General features: G+C 51.3%; 15 protein-coding genes. 13 read left to right on the forward strand and 2 right to left on the reverse strand.

Features of this window, described 5'->3' with window-relative positions; genetic code table 11:
- Positions 1-243: 243 nt before the first annotated feature.
- Entirely contained in the window at positions 244-699 is a 456-nt protein-coding gene (locus tag LC084_RS22400) for a YhcH/YjgK/YiaL family protein (RefSeq protein ID WP_226574388.1), read from the reverse strand.
- A gap of 692 nt (positions 700-1391) precedes the next feature.
- On the opposite strand from LC084_RS22400, the gene arcA reads away from it, so the two are divergent.
- The 8 genes from arcA (at position 1392) to ridA (ending at position 8929) form a co-directional block, all read left to right on the forward strand.
- On the forward strand, positions 1392-2612 hold the full coding sequence (gene arcA / locus LC084_RS22405) for an arginine deiminase (protein ID WP_226574391.1): 1221 nt from the start codon (positions 1392-1394) through the stop codon (positions 2610-2612).
- Between the two features lie 18 nt (positions 2613-2630).
- Entirely contained in the window at positions 2631-3548 is a 918-nt protein-coding gene (gene arcC / locus LC084_RS22410) for a carbamate kinase (RefSeq protein ID WP_226574394.1), read from the forward strand.
- A gap of 80 nt (positions 3549-3628) precedes the next feature.
- Positions 3629-4633: an ornithine carbamoyltransferase gene (gene argF, locus LC084_RS22415; protein ID WP_226574396.1), complete on the forward strand. Its 1005-nt coding sequence runs from the start codon at positions 3629-3631 to the stop codon at positions 4631-4633.
- 68 nt (positions 4634-4701) lie between these two features.
- A complete protein-coding gene (gene arcD, locus LC084_RS22420; protein WP_226574398.1) occupies positions 4702-6174 on the forward strand; it encodes an arginine-ornithine antiporter in 1473 nt (490 codons plus the stop codon).
- 123 nt (positions 6175-6297) lie between these two features.
- Complete coding sequence (locus LC084_RS22425; protein ID WP_226574400.1) at positions 6298-6807, forward strand: arginine repressor; 510 nt, start codon at positions 6298-6300, stop codon at positions 6805-6807.
- Positions 6808-7010: 203 nt separating this feature from the next.
- The gene (gene pyrB / locus LC084_RS22430; protein WP_226574402.1) at positions 7011-7946 is read left to right on the forward strand and encodes an aspartate carbamoyltransferase; all 936 of its coding nucleotides are present in this window, start codon (positions 7011-7013) and stop codon (positions 7944-7946) included.
- Between the two features lie 13 nt (positions 7947-7959).
- A complete protein-coding gene (gene pyrI / locus LC084_RS22435) occupies positions 7960-8421 on the forward strand; it encodes an aspartate carbamoyltransferase regulatory subunit (RefSeq protein WP_226574404.1) in 462 nt (153 codons plus the stop codon).
- A gap of 103 nt (positions 8422-8524) precedes the next feature.
- Complete coding sequence (gene ridA, locus LC084_RS22440) at positions 8525-8929, forward strand: 2-iminobutanoate/2-iminopropanoate deaminase (RefSeq protein WP_226574405.1); 405 nt, start codon at positions 8525-8527, stop codon at positions 8927-8929.
- A gap of 92 nt (positions 8930-9021) precedes the next feature.
- Here the strand turns inward: ridA and mgtA are convergent, their stop codons facing one another.
- On the reverse strand, positions 9022-11721 hold the full coding sequence (gene mgtA, locus LC084_RS22445; RefSeq protein WP_226574464.1) for a magnesium-translocating P-type ATPase: 2700 nt from the start codon (positions 11719-11721) through the stop codon (positions 9022-9024).
- A 466-nt stretch (positions 11722-12187) separates the two neighbouring features.
- Between mgtA and treR the strand changes: the two genes are divergently transcribed.
- The 5 genes from treR to nrdG all read left to right on the forward strand — a co-directional run bounded on the left by treR (position 12188) and on the right by nrdG (position 19476).
- Entirely contained in the window at positions 12188-13153 is a 966-nt protein-coding gene (treR, locus tag LC084_RS22450; protein WP_226574407.1) for a trehalose operon repressor TreR, read from the forward strand.
- Positions 13154-13315: 162 nt separating this feature from the next.
- Entirely contained in the window at positions 13316-14734 is a 1419-nt protein-coding gene (gene treB / locus LC084_RS22455) for a PTS trehalose transporter subunit IIBC (protein WP_226574409.1), read from the forward strand.
- A gap of 58 nt (positions 14735-14792) precedes the next feature.
- Positions 14793-16457: an alpha,alpha-phosphotrehalase gene (treC, locus tag LC084_RS22460; protein WP_226574410.1), complete on the forward strand. Its 1665-nt coding sequence runs from the start codon at positions 14793-14795 to the stop codon at positions 16455-16457.
- 416 nt (positions 16458-16873) lie between these two features.
- Complete coding sequence (gene nrdD / locus LC084_RS22465; RefSeq protein WP_226574412.1) at positions 16874-19009, forward strand: anaerobic ribonucleoside-triphosphate reductase; 2136 nt, start codon at positions 16874-16876, stop codon at positions 19007-19009.
- 2 nt (positions 19010-19011) lie between these two features.
- Positions 19012-19476, forward strand: coding sequence for an anaerobic ribonucleoside-triphosphate reductase-activating protein (gene nrdG, locus LC084_RS22470; protein WP_226574414.1), 465 nt, complete (start codon positions 19012-19014; stop codon positions 19474-19476).
- Positions 19477-19573 lie beyond the last annotated feature (97 nt).

The following is a 19573-nucleotide window of genomic DNA, read 5'->3' on the forward strand; positions in this document are numbered from 1 at the left end:
GTCCGCGAAGCGGCGATTTTGCCAGCCACCGACGGGGGTGCAGGGGGGCCGGGCCCCCTGCGTGCGCCGGGCGCGGGTGGTGAGAGAAACCTGTGTGGCTGACACGGCGCGCAACCGGCGCTGTACTGGCAGAATGTGGTTCGGGTTATATTCACTGAACCGGATGTCAGTGTGATGAAACTTGAAGCGATGCGCTCACAGCCTGTGACGGGCAAAGGGGGCCTGGCCCCCGCCCTACTCTACTTAATCATTCACACGCAATTTCACTACAACCTTACGTACTTTGCCCGGTTCACCGGCAGCACACAGCGGTTTATGCACTGTGCCCGGCCAGAATACGACGAAGTCACCTTCATTCAACACTACCGTTTTCTCGTCCACACCAGCGGCCAGGAACGCAATGTCTTTGTCTGCCAACCAGTCAGTATCTGGTTTACCTGCCGGGTGCGTGCTGAACGTCATCCCTTCTTTACCATTCAGAACAATTTGAATGTCCAGGCAGCGGGCATGATATTCCGCTTTACGGTCGACGAAAGGCTCCGTCATGTCATCAGAAACCATATAAAACAGACGATTACCGTCGATTTCATATTTACCAGCAGGGGTTTCGTCAGTGACGTGTGCTTTTACATACTCAATAGCCTGGCGCAATGCATCTGGCAACCAGGGCTGCAAATTATGGATGTTACCAATGATCATGTGAGTTCCTTATTAAAACCGTGTTTCACTCTCTGATTTATACGATGAATCGCACTGCCATACCAGCCCAAATTATTGTCTTTGATACCCATCGCATGTTTATCTCCGTGAATGTAAGTCAGTTGTTAACATGCTGGCACTTTTTATGCACAAAATATGCATGTTTTATGCAATGCAGTGCATAAGCAAACATCTATGCTCTTGATTTTTATAATCATGCTAAAAAAAAGCCTTCATAGTCACAGTTTTTCATTTCTCTTTTTTATGCATTTTTACGGTTAACTATTTCCCACAATAAAGAAGCAACAAAATCAAAACAGTATTTTTTTGAATAATTATGCAAAACAAAATAAATAAATCAATATAATCAATAAGTTAAAATATTCATAAATTTGCATATTTTCACAAAATAATAACAACAACAAATATTAAAACCTATATAAAGATTATTTATTCAGATTTAACTCAGCACATTATTCATTATTTAAGAGCTAAATCAAACAAACAAAACAGTTTTACTTTTCGGATTGAAATACCTCTACAAACTGCTTTTAATAACCTCAACAGAATAATTAACTGCCAACACCATTAAGCCTGATTTAATGGAAATCACATCCTGAAAACTCAATAACAGGATGCGGACAACTGTTATTTAAAACAGGCTTTCGGAATAAAAATAATGAGGAACAAACATGAAAAAACATTATGTCGGTTCAGAAATTGGGCAATTACGCAGTGTATTACTGCACCGCCCTAACCTTAGCCTGCAACGTCTTACTCCTTCAAACTGCCAGGACTTGTTATTTGATGATGTACTATCAGTGGAAAAAGCGGGTGAAGAACATGATATCTTCGCCAGTACGCTGCGGGAACAAGGTGTAGAAGTATTATTACTCACTGATTTACTTAGCGAAACGCTGGATAACACAGAAGCCCGCGACTGGTTACTCAGCACCCAAATATCCGACTACCGCCTGGGGCCAGCATTTGCCTCCGATGTACGCGCCTGGCTGGCAGACTTACCTCACCGCGAACTGGCTCGCCGCCTCACTGGTGGTGTTACTTACGGTGAAATGCCCGGGCATATTAAAAATATGGTGACAGATACCCATAGCGCCACCGATTTTATTATGAAACCACTTCCCAACCATTTATTCACCAGAGATACATCCTGCTGGATTTATAATGGTGTTTCAATTAACCCCATGGCAAAAACAGCACGTCAGCGTGAAACAAATAATTTGCGGGCCATTTATCGCTGGCACCCATTATTTTCAGCTGGTGATTTTGTTAAATATTACGGTGATGAAAATATCAATTATGACCATGCCACACTGGAAGGCGGAGATGTGCTGGTTATTGGCCGCGATGCCGTCTTAATTGGTATGTCTGAACGTACCACTCCGCAAGGGGTTGAATTCCTCGCTACATCTCTATTCCAGCATCACCAGGCTAAACAAGTTATTGCGCTGGAATTGCCGAAACACCGCTCCTGTATGCACCTGGATACCGTGATGACCCACATCGACATCGACACCTTCTCCGTTTACCCGGAAGTAGTGCGCCATAACGCACAGTGCTGGGTGCTGACGCCCGATGGACGGGGTGGGCTAAAACGCCAGCAGGCACCCAATCTGCTGCATGCGCTGGAACAGGCTCTGCATATCGACCAGGTAAAACTGATAACCACTGGCGGCGATGCCTTTGAAGCAGAGCGCGAACAATGGAATGACGCCAACAACGTACTGACTCTGCGCCCAGGGGTTGTTGTGGGCTATGAACGCAATACCTGGACCAATGAAAAATACGACAAAGCCGGTATTACCGTGCTGCCAATTCCAGGCAATGAACTGGGGCGCGGCCGTGGTGGCGCACGCTGCATGAGCTGCCCGCTGGAACGTGATGGCATTTAATAACGGAGAACAACGAACATGACGGAACGTAAACCCACACTGGTCGTTGCCCTTGGCGGCAATGCACTACTTAAACGTGGCCAGCCTCTTGAGGCATCTGTTCAGCGCGAAAATATTGCACTGGCAGCACGGACAATAGCCCAACTCACCCGCCAGTGGCAGGTGGTACTGGTACACGGGAATGGCCCACAGGTTGGTCTGCTGGCTCTGCAAAATAGCGCCTTCGACAAAGTTGCCCCATATCCGCTGGATATTTTGGGAGCAGAAAGCCAGGGCATGATTGGTTATATGTTGCAGCAAACCCTGAAAAACGCCCTGCCCGATCAGGAAATCAGCGTGCTGCTCACCCAGGTAGAAGTCAGTGCCAGTGACCCGGCATTCAGCAACCCGACTAAATATATCGGGCCGGTGTATGACCGTGCGCAGGCCGAAACACTGGCCGCCGAAAAAGGCTGGGTTTTCCGCCAGGACGGCGAGTGGACCCGCCGGGTGGTGCCTTCTCCCCAACCGAAACGCATTTTGGAAAGCGATGCCATCAGCGCCCTTATTCAGCGCGGCCACCTGGTGATTTGTAACGGTGGCGGCGGTGTTCCAGTGGTTGAAAAAGGCGATGGTTACCACGGCATTGAAGCGGTGATTGATAAAGACCTCTCCGCAGCACTATTGGCCCGCCAGATTGAAGCAGACGCCCTGTTGATCCTGACTGATGCTGACGGGGTGTATCTCAACTGGGGGCAACCAGACCAGCGCCCACTGGCACAGGTGACCCCGGCAGAACTTAAGAATATGACTTTTGATGCGGGCTCCATGGGCCCGAAAGTAGCCGCCTGTTGCCAATTTGTGGAGCAATGCCACGGGATTGCCGGTATTGGCGCCCTGGCAGATGGCCTGGCGATTCTGGCGGGCGACAAAGGCACCCGTATTTCAAACAACTAATTCGCGATTTTATTGCCACACACGCCCCCTGCCACCACCAGGCCGGGGCAGAAAAGTATTATCCAAAAAAGGATATAAAAATGACTATTTCACTGAAAAATAAAAATTTTTTAAAACTTCTCGATTTTACGCCTGCTGAAATTAACTACCTTCTGGAGCTGGCAGCTTCTTTAAAGGCAGACAAAAAAGCCGGGACCGAGAAGAAAACCCTGACAGGTAAAAATATTGCGCTGATCTTCGAAAAAACCTCTACCCGTACCCGTTGCGCCTTTGAAGTGGGTGCGTTCGACCAGGGTGCACAGGTCACCTACCTTGGGCCGACCGGGTCACAGATTGGCCATAAAGAATCCATGAAAGATACCGCTCGTGTACTTGGGCGGATGTACGACGGTATTGAATACCGCGGCTATGGCCAGGCCATTGTAGAAGAGTTGGGGAAATATGCTGGAGTGCCGGTTTGGAACGGTCTGACCAATGAATTCCACCCCACACAAATTCTGGCCGACCTGATGACCATGCAGGAACACACCCCCGGCCGTGCGCTAAAAGACATCGCATTTGCTTACCTGGGCGATGCCCGTAACAACATGGGTAATTCCCTGATGGTGGGTGCCGCGAAAATGGGTATGGATATTCGCCTGGTGGCCCCGAAGTCTTTCTGGCCGGAACAGGCACTGGTTGCGCAGTGCCAGGATATCGCCAAGCAAACTGGCGCACGCATCATGCTGACCGACGACGTACAGGAAGGGGTGGCTGGTGTGGATTTTCTCTATACCGATGTTTGGGTGTCGATGGGCGAAGCCAAAGAAGCCTGGGCGGAACGTGTAGCTCTGATGAAACCTTACCAGATCAATGATTCCGTCGTGAAAGCCACTGGTAACCCGAATGTGAAATTTATGCACTGCCTGCCAGCATTCCATAACGATGAAACCACCGTTGGTAAAGAGATTGAAAAAACCTGGGGTCTGAAAGGGCTGGAAGTAACCGAGAGCGTTTTTGAATCCCCTTGTTCCATCGTTTTCGATGAAGCCGAAAACCGCATGCACACCATTAAAGCCGTCATGGTGGCAACCCTGGGTGAATAACACAGCCATGCGGCAGCGCAACCTGCCGCATTATCCACAGGCTGCCCCAGGGCAGCAGGAGAACGACGATGGCAGATCTTACACAAAGCGACACCGATTCCCATGCAGCGGAACACGGTGAGAAAAAGTTAGGCCTGGGCGCGCTGGTTGCCCTGGTCATAGGTTCGATGATTGGTGGTGGGGTGTTCAGCCTGCCACAAAACTTTGCGGCAGTGGCATCACCCGGCGCGCTACTTGCTGGCTGGGTTATCACCGGTATTGGCATGCTTTGCCTGGCCTTTATCTACCAAAACCTGAGCGCCCGCTGCCCGGAACTGGATGGCGGGATTTATAGTTACGCCCGCGCTGGGTTTGGCGATTTTATTGGTTTTCAGGCCGCCTGGGGATACTGGTTTTCTGCGTGGCTCGGCAATGTGTCTTATGCCGTCCTGCTGTTTAGCGCATTGAGCTTTTTCATTCCTGTTTTTGGCGAGGGCAATAACCTTATTTCTGTGGTTGGCGCATCCATTGTGCTGTGGCTGGTTCATGCGCTGGTGTTGCGTGGTGTGCGGGAAGCGGCATGGATCAATTCGCTGCTTACCGTTATCAAGGTGCTGGTGTTGGTTGTTTTTATTATCGCCGCCTTGCTGGCATTCAAAATGGGTATTTTTACGGCTGATTTCTGGGGCCGCGTGATGCAAACCAGTAACACGCACAGCAGTCTGTTTGACCAAACCAAAAATACGATGTTAGTCACCACTTGGGTGTTTATTGGTATTGAAGGCGCGACGGTGGTTTCCGCCCGTGCCGCCCGGCGTTCTGATATTGGTAAAGCAACCGTCACCGGCTTACTGGGGGCGCTGGCTATTTATGTGTTAGTTAGTGTGCTTTCGATGGGGATTCTGGACCAGGCCACGCTGGCTGGGCTGAAGAACCCGTCTATGGCTGGCGTACTGGAACATGTTGTTGGCCCCTGGGGGGCACGTTTCGTGGCTGGCGGGGTGATTTTATCTGTTGCCGGAGCACTGCTCGCCTGGACCTTGTTTGCCGCGGAACTCCCGCGCGTAGCCGCACAGGATGGCATCTTCCCTGCGGTATTTGCCCGGGAAAATAGCCGCCATTCCCCCTCTTTCTCACTCTGGATAACCAATGGCCTGATTCAGGTGTTCCTGTTGCTGACATTGTTCTATCAGGCGGGTTACCAGGCGTTGTTCTCCATTGCTACCGCCGCGATTTTACCGCCCTATCTGTTCAGTGCCGCTTATGGATTAAAACTGGCGCTAACAGGTGAACGCTACCAGGAAAATGAACGCCGTGGTGGGGCGATAGCCCTGGGGATCATCGCAACCATTTATGGCTTCTGGCTGTGCTATGCCGCGGGTGATTCCATGCTGCTGAGCGCTCTGCTCTTTGCCCCTGGTATACTGGTGTATATCTGGCAGCGTCGCATTCAGAACCGCCTCATGTTCAACAATGCAGAATGGTGGCTGGTGATAGCCATTGTGCTGGCTGCTGCATGGACACTGCTGCTTATCTTGCAAGGTTCACTGAGTATAACCTGATATTTTTTGCGGGCCAGTTGACCTGACATGCTCAAAGGCTGACTGGCCAAGAGGTATAAATAATACAGTTATGTTAAACAGTTAGCACAATATTTGGTTTTATTTTGAAGAACAGGATGCAGTATGAAAACCCCAAATACATCGTCTGAAAAGGAGATGCAACAGTTGGCATTATGCCAGCGGTTAATCATCAACCACAGCTACGGATGCCAGGATGCGTTACGGCGCGATATGCAGCGCCACGGTTTTCAGGCTATCAGCCAGTCCACGATTTCGCGTTTGTTACGCATTCTAGGGGTCATTAAAATTCGCAATGCCAGGGGAGAGAAAATCTACAGCCTCAACCCGCAAGAACAACCTGAACCCAATGCCGGGCGGGCTATTGGTGAAATGGTTATCAGCGTCGAGCACAATGCTGAGTTTGTTATCCTCCATACTGTTGCAGGCTACGGGCGTGCGGTAGGAAAGATTCTCGATTATCGCGCACTGCCTGATGTTTTAGGCGTGGTAGCGGGCAGCAGTGTTGTCTGGGTTGCGCCACGGGATGTCACCAAAACGTCCCATTTACATCACAAAATTGTGCAAAGTTTTGGGCTGACAGCCGTTTTATCGCAACCGGTTGCGGTACGATAAAAAAATGTGCATTTACGCCTTGATGAAGGGCTCAGGATGCGTATAATGCCGCACAATTTGCCGGGAGGATGCATGGTTACGCCAATTCCACAAGCCGTTTTGCGTACTCACCTGAATACAGGTGCTGTCTTCCCGTTGCACCGATCCAGAGCCCCTCGTTGAGGGGCTTTTTTTTGCCCGCGTTTCGTTAACAGGAGAGAAACATGGCCAATCCGCTTTATAAAAAACACATCATTTCGATTAATGATCTTAACCGGGCGGAGCTTGAGCTGGCTCTGGCGACAGCCGCACAGTTAAAAGCGCACCCACAACCGGAATTGTTAAAGCACAAGGTTATCGCCAGTTGTTTCTTCGAAGCCTCAACCCGTACCCGCCTCTCCTTTGAAACAGCGATGCACCGGTTGGGCGCAGCGGTGGTTGGCTTTTCTGACAGCAGCAATACCTCGCTTGGTAAAAAAGGCGAAACGCTGGCAGATACCATTTCAGTGATTAGTACCTATGTGGATGCCATTGTTATGCGCCACCCACAGGAAGGTGCCTCACGCCTGGCTACCGAATTTTCCGGCCATATTCCGGTGTTAAACGCTGGTGATGGCTCCAACCAGCACCCGACCCAAACATTACTGGATCTGTTCACCATTCAGGAAACACAAGGTCGGTTAGAAAACCTGAATATCGCCATGGTGGGTGACCTGAAATATGGCCGTACTGTTCACTCGCTGACTCAGGCACTGGCGAAATTCAACGGTAACCGCTTTTACTTTATCGCCCCATCTGCGCTGGCAATGCCGCAATATATTCTCGATATGCTGGAAGAGAAAGGTATTCAGTGGAGCCTGCATGACAGCATTGATGCCGTTATGGCCGAAGTGGATATTCTGTATATGACCCGCGTACAGAAAGAGCGCCTCGACCCCTCTGAATATGCCAATGTGAAAGCCCAGTTTGTATTACGCGCTGCCGACCTGGAAGGTGCCCGCAGCAATATGAAAGTGCTACATCCATTGCCGCGTGTTGACGAAATCGCGACCGATGTTGATAAAACCCCTCATGCCTGGTATTTCCAGCAAGCAGGGAATGGCATTTTTGCCCGCCAGGCATTGCTGGCGCTGGTTCTGAATGAAGATTTGGCACTGTAAGGGAGACAAGATAATGACTGACGATAAAAAATTGCAGGTTGAAGCCATTAAATGCGGCACAGTTATCGACCATATTCCAGCCCAGGTCGGGTTTAAACTGCTCTCTTTGTTCCAGTTGACCAAAACCGACCAGCGCATCACTATCGGCCTGAATTTGCCCTCCGGCGAAATGGGCCGCAAAGACCTTATCAAAATCGAGAACACGTTTTTAACTGAAGAGCAAGTAAACCAACTGGCACTGTATGCGCCCCACGCCACCGTCAACCGTATTGATGATTACAACGTGGTGGGTAAGAGCCGCCCCAGCCTGCCAGAGCGTGTGGATAACGTACTGGTGTGCCCAAACTCGAACTGCATCAGCCACAATGAACCAGTCGCTTCCAGTTTTAACGTGAAGGTGCGTGATGAAGCCATCACCCTGAAGTGTAAGTACTGCGAGAAAGAGTTTGCCCGCCACGTCGTTCTGAATGATTAAGTTCTGAATGACTGAGTTCAGGCTGGCAATGCTGGCAATGGCCCAGATGCTCCCTATAATGGTGGGCATCTTTTCTACGGCTGGTTAATTAACAGGAGTAAATATGTCTCGCGAAATCAGTACCGATAAAGCCCCTGCCGCTATTGGCCCTTATGTTCAGGGTGTGAATTTGGGCAACATGATCATGACATCAGGCCAGATTCCGGTAGACCCGCAAACCGGTACAGTCCCGGAAGATATCACCGCCCAGGCACGCCAGTCTCTGAATAATGTGAAAGCCATTGTGGAAGCGGCCGGGTTAGAAGTTGGTGATATTGTTAAGACCACCGTGTTTGTCAAAGACCTCAACGATTTCGCTACCGTGAATGCGGAATACGAAGCCTTCTTTAATGAACACAATGCGGCTTTCCCGGCACGCTCTTGTGTGGAAGTGGCTCGCCTGCCAAAAGACGTTAAAATTGAAATTGAAGCCATTGCCATTCCGCGTACTCACCTTTCTTTGGTGTAACAGGTAACGGAATAGCGGAACCACAGAACCACAACGCTAAACGGCCTGCTCTATAAGCAGGCCGTTTGTTTTATCTGGCAAAAACAGCGGTATTACTGCCAGCCATAACGGCGGGTGTAAATTCCTTTCACCAATTGTGTCAGCGCCATATATCCGGCGAGGATCCCCACCAACCACGGGAAGTAGCTGAGTGGTAACGCCTGTAATTGCAGGTACGAAGCCAGCGGAGAGAACGGCAGCCACAACCCGACACTCATTACCACCAGCGTCATCGCCATCAGCGGCCATGCAGCACGGCTTTGCAGGAAAGGTACCCGGCGGGTACGAATCATATGCACAATCAGCGTTTGTGACAGCAGGCCAACCACGAACCAGCCAGACTGGAACAACGTTTGTGCTTCCGGCACATTGGCGTGGAACACAAACCACATCAGGCAGAAGGTCAAAATATCAAAAATGGAGCTGATTGGGCCAAAAAACACCATAAACCGCCCCAAATCTGCCGGGTTCCAGCGCTGAGGTTTCTGAATTTGCTCGTCATCCACGTTATCGAACGGAATGGCAACCTGGGATACATCGTACAGCAGGTTCTGAATCAGTAAGTGCAGCGGCAACATCGGCAAAAAAGGCAGGAAAGCACTGGCAACCAGCACGCTGAACACATTGCCAAAGTTAGAGCTGGCCGTCATTTTGATATACTTGAGCATGTTGGCAAACGTGCGCCGCCCTTCAATAACACCCGCTTCCAACACCATCAGGCTTTTTTCCAGCAAAATAATATCAGCGGCTTCACGGGCGATATCCACGGCACCATCAACAGAAATACCAATATCGGCTGCGCGTAACGCCGGAGCATCGTTAATGCCATCGCCCATAAAGCCCACTACATGGCCGCCCTGGCGCAGCAGGCGCACAATGCGTTCTTTATGCAGTGGTGTCAGGCGGGCAAACACCACTGTATTGCGCGCCAGTTCTGCCAGAGACTCGTCATCCAGGGTTTCAATGCTGCCCCCCGTGATAACATCACCCGGCTCCAGGCCCACTTCACGGCACACTTTCGCGGCAACCAGTTCGCTGTCGCCAGTCAGAATTTTGACCGTGATTCCGCTGGCATGCAGAGCTTTCAGTGCCGGTGCGGTGCTCTCTTTTGGCGGGTCCAAAAATGCGATATAGCCATCCAGAATCAAATCAGATTCATCAACCCGGCTGTAATCCCCTTCCCGTGCTACCAGGAACTTGCTGGCAACAGCCACTACGCGTAGCCCCTGGCGATTCAGGTCATCCGTAACCCGGCGGATTCTCACCAGCAACGCATCGCTAAGCGGTACAATCTCTTCGCCCTGGCGCACATGAGTGCATACATCCAGCATTTCCTGTAATGCCCCTTTGCAAATCAGCAGGTGTGCATCCGGCGTTTCACTTACCACCACTGACATACGGCGGCGCTCAAAATCGAACGGAATCTCATCCACTTTATGCCAGTGCTCAACATTTGCCCGGGCCTGGAATTCGTCCACCCGCTCCAGCACTGCTGTATCCAGCAAGTTTTTCAGGCCGGTTTGGTAATGGCTGTTCAGCCAGGCAAGGTGTAAAACCCGGTTGCTGACTTCCCCGGCCACATCCGTATGGGTTTCCAGAATGATTCGGTCCTGAGTCAGAGTACCGGTTTTATCGGTACACAGGATGTCCATGGCACCGAAGTTCTGAATGGCATCAAGGTGTTTCACAATCACTTTCTGGCGCGAGAGTTTTACTGCACCACGCGCCAGTGTGGAAGTGACAATCATCGGTAGCATTTCAGGTGTCAGGCCAACGGCTACAGATAATGCAAACAGTGCCGCTTCCCACCAGTCGCCTTTGGTGTAGCCGTTAATCAGCAACACAACCGGTGCCATCACCAGCATAAAACGAATCAACAACATGCTGACACGGCTGATACCTTTCTGGAACGCGTTAGGTTCATTCTCCTGCTGTGTAACCCGGCCAGCCAGTTGCCCAAACCAGGTGTTTCCCCCGGTGGCAATCACCATAGCCTGAGCTGTGCCGCTCACTACGGTGGTGCCCATAAAACACAGCGTGTCACTTTCCAGTGGGTTACGTTGTTCAACCTGGCGGCTGTGGGCTGCTTTTTCTACCGGCAATGATTCCCCGGTCAATGAAGCCTGGGCAATAAACAGATCTCTGGCCTGAATAACCCGCAGATCAGCAGGGATCATGTCACCGGCAGACAACTTAACGATATCACCAGGAACCAGTTGATCGCAGGGGATCTCGCACCAGCGCGTGGTACCCAGTTCATCCACCATGCGCAATACGGTTGCTTTGTTGCTGACCATGGCTTTCAGCGCATCCGCCGCTTTGGTGGAGCGCGCTTCCTGAACAAAGTTCAGTAACGTAGAAATCGCCACCATCAACAGGATAACGCCCGTGGCAAACAGGTCTTCGGTTGAATAAGAGATGATTGCCAGCACAGTCAGGAGCAGGTTAAAAGGGTTGCGATAACACTGCCACAGGTGAACCCACCAGGGTGTGGGTGCTTCTTCCGGTATACGGTTGAAACCATGCTGCGCACGAGCCCGTGCTACCGCATCGGCAGCCAGCCCTTCCGGATGGCTGTTAAACACCTGCCAGAGTTCGCTTTCTGGCATTTGCGCTACTTTAAGGCACTGTTCAGCAAGGCCTTGTGGCATGGTGCCAGCCTGGTGTGTTGAACGGCTGTCCAGTAATGGGTCACGTGCCACCAGGCGGTGAGGCAAGCGGCGAATCAATTGTGAGAAGAGACGGCGAGTCATTTTTTTTACGTGCATAACTATCCCTCCGTGCGCTTCACTACCATCAGTTGGCGCACAGAACAGCACCACGCAGTACCCACAGGGTTGCGTGGCGAAAACAAAAACAACAGAGACGTCATACAAAGACGCCGCTGCATTACATATTCCAGTAAGGCAACGGCGGAAAAAGGCGTGCCTTACCGGGTGAGGTATTTACTGGTTAAATGAGGTGCTGGATCAGGGTCCATGAATCCTCCGGCAAGGTGAAAAGAAACAGGCCTGGTGTATATCGGGCGGAATAACCACGCAACCAGACCCATGTTCAGCGCGCGTATATTACGCTTTGTACTGTAAACGGTACCTCAACCAAGCGGAGTTGCGTTTTTCTTACTGGCTAACACTTTTCTTGCAGGCAAACAGGGGAAATCTGGCGCGTCAGGCATTATTATACCGACGATGCCACCCCCAACCTGAAGGACGCCCAGACATGCCAGAACGCCTGACAATCAAAGATATCGCCCGGCTCAGTGGCGTTGGCAAATCAACGGTTTCTCGGGTGCTGAATAATGAAAGTGGTGTCAGTAAAAAAACCCGTGAGCGGGTAGAAGCGGTAATGCGCCAGCAAGAGTTCAGCCCGTCACGCTCCGCCAGAGCCATGCGCGGGCAAAGCGACAAAGTGGTGGCGATTATCGTTACCCGTCTGGATTCCCTGTCAGAAAACCTGGCCGTTCAAACTATGCTGCCGTTGTTTTATGAACAGGGTTACGACCCAATTATGCTGGAAAGCCAGTTTTCACCAGAGCGTGTTGAAGAGCATCTGCGTGTTATGCGGTTGCGCCATATTGATGGCATTGTGTTGTTTGGCTTTACTGGTATCAATGAAAGCGTTCTGGATAGCTGGCGTGATTCCCTGGTTCTGTTGGCAAGGGATGCGCCGGGCCTTGCTTCAGTGTGTTATGACGATAATGGCGCTATCGCACTTCTGATGCAGCAGCTCTACCAGCAAGGCCATCGCCATATCAGTTTTCTTGGTGCCCCCCACAGCGATACCACCACCGGCCTGCGCCGCCACCAGGCTTACCTGGACAGTTGTACACACTACCAAATTCCCTCTTGTGCCGCCCTGCCCGGCCTTGGTATGCAACAAGGTTATGACCATATCGCCGAGGTTTTAACCCCAGCCACCACGGCGCTGGTTTGTGCAACCGATATGCTGGCAATTGGCGCCAGTAAATATTTGCAGGAACAGAATATGGCTCACCTGCAATTAGCCAGCGTGGGCAACACGCCATTAGTGCGTTTTCTGCACCCGGAGATCATCACCGTAGATCCGGGTTACAACGAAGCGGGCGAGCAGGCGGCCCACCAGTTAATTGATCAGATAAACCACCAGCAGCCGCCCCGCCAGATAGTGATCACCGCGCGGCTGGCACCCGCGTTAACCACGGGCTGATCCCACTGTCTGATCCCACTGGGGTTCATTGAGTAAAAGGCGATTTATTGTGATCATCGCCCTGGTTCGGGAACGTTCCCATTTTAACCCAATCCGAAAATAGCTACCCTGCAGTCAGGCAAAATTCGCTGATGCCTTTACCTACCTCCACAGGGATTTACCATGAAAAAAATTAACCCGCAGGATATTGATACGTTGATTGCGCTGGTTGGTGGCAAGGAAAATATCGCCACCGTAACCCACTGCATTACCCGGCTACGTTTTGTGCTGAACGATCCCGCGCTGGCACAACCCAAAACCATTGAAACATTACCGATGGTGAAAGGCTGCTTTACCAATGCCGGGCAATTCCAGGTAGTCATTGGTACCAATGTCGGCGACTGGTACCAGGCGCTGTTGGCACAAACCGGGCAAAGTTCAGCCAATAAAGATCAGGTAAAACAAGCCGCACGCCAGAACATGAAATGGCATGAACGCTGGATCTCCCATTTTGCCGAGATCTTCTTCCCGCTGCTGCCTGCACTTATCAGCGGCGGCTTGATCCTTGGTTTTCGTAATGTCATTGGCGATGTACCCTTTCGCAACGGCGAAACCCTGGCGCAAATTTACCCGGCCCTAAAAACCCTGTACGACTTCTTATGGCTGATTGGCGAAGCTATTTTCTTCTATCTGCCTGTGGGAATCTGCTGGTCTGCTGTGAAGAAAATGGGTGGTACGCCCATCCTGGGGATCGTGCTGGGCATCACGCTGGTATCGCCCCAATTGATGAACGCCTATCTGCTGGGTAGCCAGACACCGGAAGTGTGGAACTTTGGCTGGTTTACCATTCAAAAAGTGGGTTACCAGGCGCAGGTTATTCCGGCTCTGCTTGCCGGTCTGGCGCTGGGCATGATTGAAACCCGTCTCAAACGCCTGGTTCCGGATTACCTCTATTTGGTCGTCGTCCCTGTTTGCTCGCTGCTGCTGGCTGTATTCCTGGCCCATGCACTGATTGGCCCTGCTGGCCGCATGATTGGTGACGGTGTTGCCTTTGCAGTGCGCCACCTGATGACTGGCAGTTTTGCCCCAATTGGTGCTGCGCTGTTCGGGTTCCTTTATGCGCCACTGGTGATTACCGGTGTTCACCAAACCACGCTGGCCATCGACATGCAGATGATTCAGAGCATGGGCGGTACACCTGTCTGGCCTCTGATTGCGTTGTCCAATATTGCTCAGGGTGCTGCCGTTGTGGGCGTTATCCTGGTTAGCCGGAAACAGAATGAACGCGAAATCTCTGTACCTGCCGCCATTTCTGCTTTTTTGGGCGTCACAGAACCGGCCATGTACGGCATTAACATGAAGTACCGCTTCCCGATGCTGTGCGCCATGACAGGCTCAGGTCTGGCTGCTCTGTTGTGCGGTTTAAGCGGTGTACTGGCAAACGGTATTGGCGTGGGGGGCATACCCGGCATTCTCTCTATTCAGCCGCGTTTCTGGGGCACCTTCTCACTCGCTATGGCGGTCGCTATTGTTGTGCCCATTATTCTGACCACGGTGCTGTACAAACGTAAAACCCACCAGGGCACATTGCAGGCGGTTTAAGCCTTAACTTTACGGGCGGCTTCCCGCCTGTTCCTTTTTGATGATGCAGGAAAGCACAATGACAACAACACTGCCCTGGTGGCAAAACGGTGTGATTTACCAGATTTACCCGAAAAGTTTTCAGGATACCACCGGCAGTGGCACCGGTGACCTGGCGGGTGTTATCCAGCGGCTGGGCTACCTGCAAAGCCTGGGCGTGGACGCTATCTGGCTGACACCGTTTTATGTTTCTCCCCAAGTGGATAATGGGTACGACGTTGCTGATTACCTGGCCATTGACCCGGTATACGGCACCATGGGCGATTTCGATAACCTGGTTGCAGAAGCCCACCAGCGCGGTATTCGCATTATTCTGGATATGGTGTTTAACCACACATCAACTGAACACGCGTGGTTCCGTGCAGCGGAAAACCCGCAAGACCCACACCGTGATTTCTATATTTGGCGCGATGGGACACCCGATACACCGCCAAACGGCTGGCAGGCGAAATTTGGCGGCAGTGCCTGGCAATGGCATGCCGAAAGCGGGCAGCATTACCTCCATTTGTTCGCACCGGAACAGGCAGACTTAAACTGGGAGAACCCGGCAGTACGCCAGGCGCTCCAGAAGATATGCCATTTTTGGGCAGACCGGGGCGTTGATGGCCTGCGGTTGGATGTGGTTAACCTGGTGTCCAAACACCCTGGCTGGCCGGAAGATATACCCGGTGGCGATGGCCGCCGCTTTTATACCGATGGCCCACGCATTCATGATTTCTTGCAGGAATTCAGCCGTGAAGTGTTTGCTCCGCGCCAGTTAATGACTGTCGGTGAAATGTCTTCGACATCACTCGAGCACTGCCGCCAGTATGCAGCACTCGATGGCCGCGAATTATCCATGACGTTCAACTTCCATCACCTGAAAGTGGATTACCCGAACGGGCAAAAATGGGCTCTGGCTGAACCGGACTTTATTGAACTGAAAAAGATTTTTACCTGGTGGCAACAGGGCATGCACAACCAGGCGTGGAATGCGCTGTTTTGGTGTAACCACGACCAGCCGCGCATTGTGTCCCGCTTTGGTAGCGAAGGCCCGTTGCGCGAAGTAGCGGCAAAAGCGATGGCATTGGCACTGCATGGCTTACAGGGCACGCCTTATATCTACCAAGGCGAAGAGCTGGGCATGACTAACCCACATTTCAGCACTATTGAGGAATACCGCGATGTAGAAAGCCTGAACATGTTTGCCGCAGGCCAGCAACGTGGCGAAAGCAAAGAGGCACTACTGGCGGTGCTGGCCAGTAAATCCCGCGATAACAGCCGCACACCGATGCAGTGGGATAACAGTGCGCATGCAGGCTTTACCAAGGGAACCCCGTGGATAAGCGTATGCAGTAATTACCCAGAAATTAATGCCCGTGCCGCACTGGATAACCCGGATTCGGTGTTTTACACCTACCAGCAACTGATTCGCCTGCGTAAAACACACCCGGTGATAACCTGGGGCGACTATGAAGACTTGCTGCCCGATTCATCGGCATTGTGGTGTTACCGCCGTACATGGCAGGGCCAGCAATTGGTGGTTGCTATCAACCTAAGCTCAGAGCCGCAACATTGGTCAGGTTGTGCCTTGCCGGGTACACCAGAAATCCTGGCAGCCAACTATTCTCAGCCACCATCGCAACCCGAAGGTATAAGGTTGCGTCCCTTTGAAGCTATTTGGTGGCTGGCTGTAGAGGATTAATCCCACTTACTTTTCCCGTATTCAGGCCAGCATGAAAAAACTGGCCTGAATTGTTTAGATAATCACCATTCTAAGGACATTTTTTAAGCGCATAACAGGAAAAAATCTGAATGCTTATTTCACGTTCAGCCAGCAAGCCGCGCCATTACTTCTCCGCAAGATTTACTTTGTTCTGCATCAAAAAAAACGCAAACATGTTTGATGCAAATCACTATATATAGACACTAAAATGCGTTCCTCAACTACATATTGTAGTAATCATCTGTTATACCTTACTAAGGCCGCATTTCCGCAAGGGAAGTATTTGTGGATAAATCGAGGCAAAGACGGGAGCTTTCTGGCGTATTCCAGATACATAGCACCTTGTTTATGAACCCTTGCCTCTGTGGAAAACCTGTTTTTAAAATGGAGAGATCATGACACCGCACGTGTTGAAAAGAGATGGGTGCAAAGTACCTTTCAATTCAGAGCGCATTAAAGAAGCTATTCTTCGTGCCGCTAAAGCTGCAGGTGTCGATGACGCAGACTATTGCGCCACCGTCGCAGAAGTCGTCCGTGCACAAATGGAAGGCCGCAGTCAGGTCGATATCCATGAAATTCAAACTGCTGTTGAAAACCAGTTAATGGCCGGAAACCATAAACAACTGGCGCGCGCTTACATTGAATATCGCCACGACCGTGACGTCGCCCGTGAAAAACGCGGCAAACTCAACCAGGAAATACGTGGTCTGGTAGAGCAAACCAATACGGCTATCCTCAATGAAAACGCCAACAAAGACAGCAAAGTTATCCCTACCCAGCGTGATTTGCTGGCTGGGATTGTTGCCAAGCATTACGCTAAGCAGTATTTGTTGCCTCGTGATATTGTCCTGGCCCATGAACGTGGTGAAATCCACTATCACGATCTGGATTACTCCCCTTTCTTCCCTATGTTTAACTGCATGCTGATTGATTTAAAAGGCATGCTGACTCAGGGCTTTAAAATGGGTAACGCGGAAATTGAACCGCCGAAGTCCATTTCCACTGCGACTGCTGTTACTGCACAAATAATCGCGCAGGTTGCCAGCCATATTTACGGCGGCACCACAATTAACCGTATCGATGAGATTCTGGCGCCATTCGTGACTGCCAGCTTCCAAAAACACCGCAAAACCGCCGATGAATGGCAGATCCCCGATGCCGAAGGGTATGCCCGCGCCCGTACTGAAAAAGAGTGCTATGACGCCTTCCAGTCTCTGGAGTACGAAGTCAACACGCTGCATACCGCCAATGGCCAAACGCCTTTCGTCACCTTCGGTTTTGGTCTGGGCACTGGCTGGGAATCCCGCCTGATTCAGACGTCTATTCTGCGTAACCGTATTGCCGGGCTGGGCAAAAACCGTAAAACGGCAGTATTCCCTAAACTGGTCTTCGCGATTCGTGATGGCCTGAACCACCGTGACGGCGACCCGAACTACGACATCAAGCAACTGGCTCTGGAATGCGCCAGTAAGCGTATGTATCCGGATATTCTGAACTACGATCAGGTAGTGAAAGTGACCGGCTCCTTTAAAACCCCAATGGGCTGCCGTAGCTTTCTTGGTGTTTATGAAGAAAACGGTGAACAAATTCACGACGGGCGTAATAACCTGGGGGTTATTAGCCTGAACCTGCCGCGAATTGCTCTGGAAGCCAAAGGGGATGAAGCCAAATTCTGGAAGCTGCTGGACAGCCGCCTTGAACTGTCGAAAAGAGCACTGATGACACGTATTGCACGCCTGGAAGGTGTGAAGGCACGTGTCGCCCCAATTCTTTATATGGAAGGGGCTTGTGGTGTGCGTCTGAAAGCAGATGACGATGTCGCGCAAATCTTTAAAAATGGCCGTGCGTCAATTTCGCTTGGTTATATCGGCATCCATGAAACCATTAATGCGCTGTCCGGTAACCGCCATATTTATGACGATGAAAAACTGCGCGCCATTGGCGTTGCCATTGTCGCCCGCCTGCGTAAAGCGGTGGACGAGTGGAAAGAAGAAACTGGCTATGGGTTCAGCCTGTACAGCACGCCGAGTGAAAATTTGTGTGACCGTTTCTGCCGCCTGGATACCGCCGAATTTGGCGTGGTAGCGGGCGTTACGGATAAAGGCTACTACACCAACAGTTTCCACCTGGATGTAGAGAAAAAAGTTAACCCTTACGACAAAATCGACTTTGAGGCACCGTACCCGCCGCTGAGCAATGGGGGCTTTATCTGCTACGGTGAGTACCCGAACCTGCAACACAACCTCCGTGCGCTGGAAGATGTGTGGGATTACAGTTACCAGCATGTTCCGTATTACGGTACGAACACACCGATTGATGAATGTTATGAGTGTGGTTTTACCGGTGAATTTGAGTGCACCAGTAAAGGCTTTGTCTGCCCGAAATGCGGTAACCACGATTCCTCACGGGTGTCTGTTATCCGCCGTGTCTGTGGCTACCTTGGCAGCCCGGATGCCCGCCCGTTTAACGCAGGAAAACAGGAAGAAGTGAAGCGCCGGGTGAAACACCTCAATAACGGCCAGTTGGGTTAATTATGAATTACCACCAATATTACCCGGTGGATGTGGTGAATGGCCCTGGCACCCGGTGTACGTTGTTTGTCGCCGGTTGTGCCCACGAATGCCCCGGTTGCTATAACAAAAGTACCTGGCGGGTAAATTCCGGGGTGCCGTTCACCCAGGAAATGGAAGACAGGATAATTGCCGACTTACAAGACACACGGGTGAAACGCCAGGGCCTGTCACTTTCCGGTGGTGACCCGCTTCACCCGGCCAATGTTTCTGCTGTGTTGCGGCTGGTGCGGCGCATTTGCCGTGAATGCCCTGGCAAAGACATCTGGGTCTGGACGGGTTACCTGTTGAGCGAGCTGGACGAAGCTCAGCAGGAAGTTGTGGCGCTGATTAATGTGCTGGTTGATGGCAAGTACATGCAAGATTTACGCGACCCGGCGCTAATCTGGCGCGGCAGCAGCAACCAGGTTATCCACCACCTGCGTTGAAGGCTTAAAACAAAACAGCCCCACGGCATAGAGCGCGGGGCTGTTTTGTTTGGTTATGATTTCTGGCTACACTTTCGGGTTCAGTTTTTGGGTTCAG

It is taken from the genome of Mangrovibacter yixingensis (genome assembly GCF_020523985.1).
GTDB classification, from domain to species: Bacteria; Pseudomonadota; Gammaproteobacteria; order Enterobacterales; family Enterobacteriaceae; genus Mangrovibacter; species Mangrovibacter yixingensis.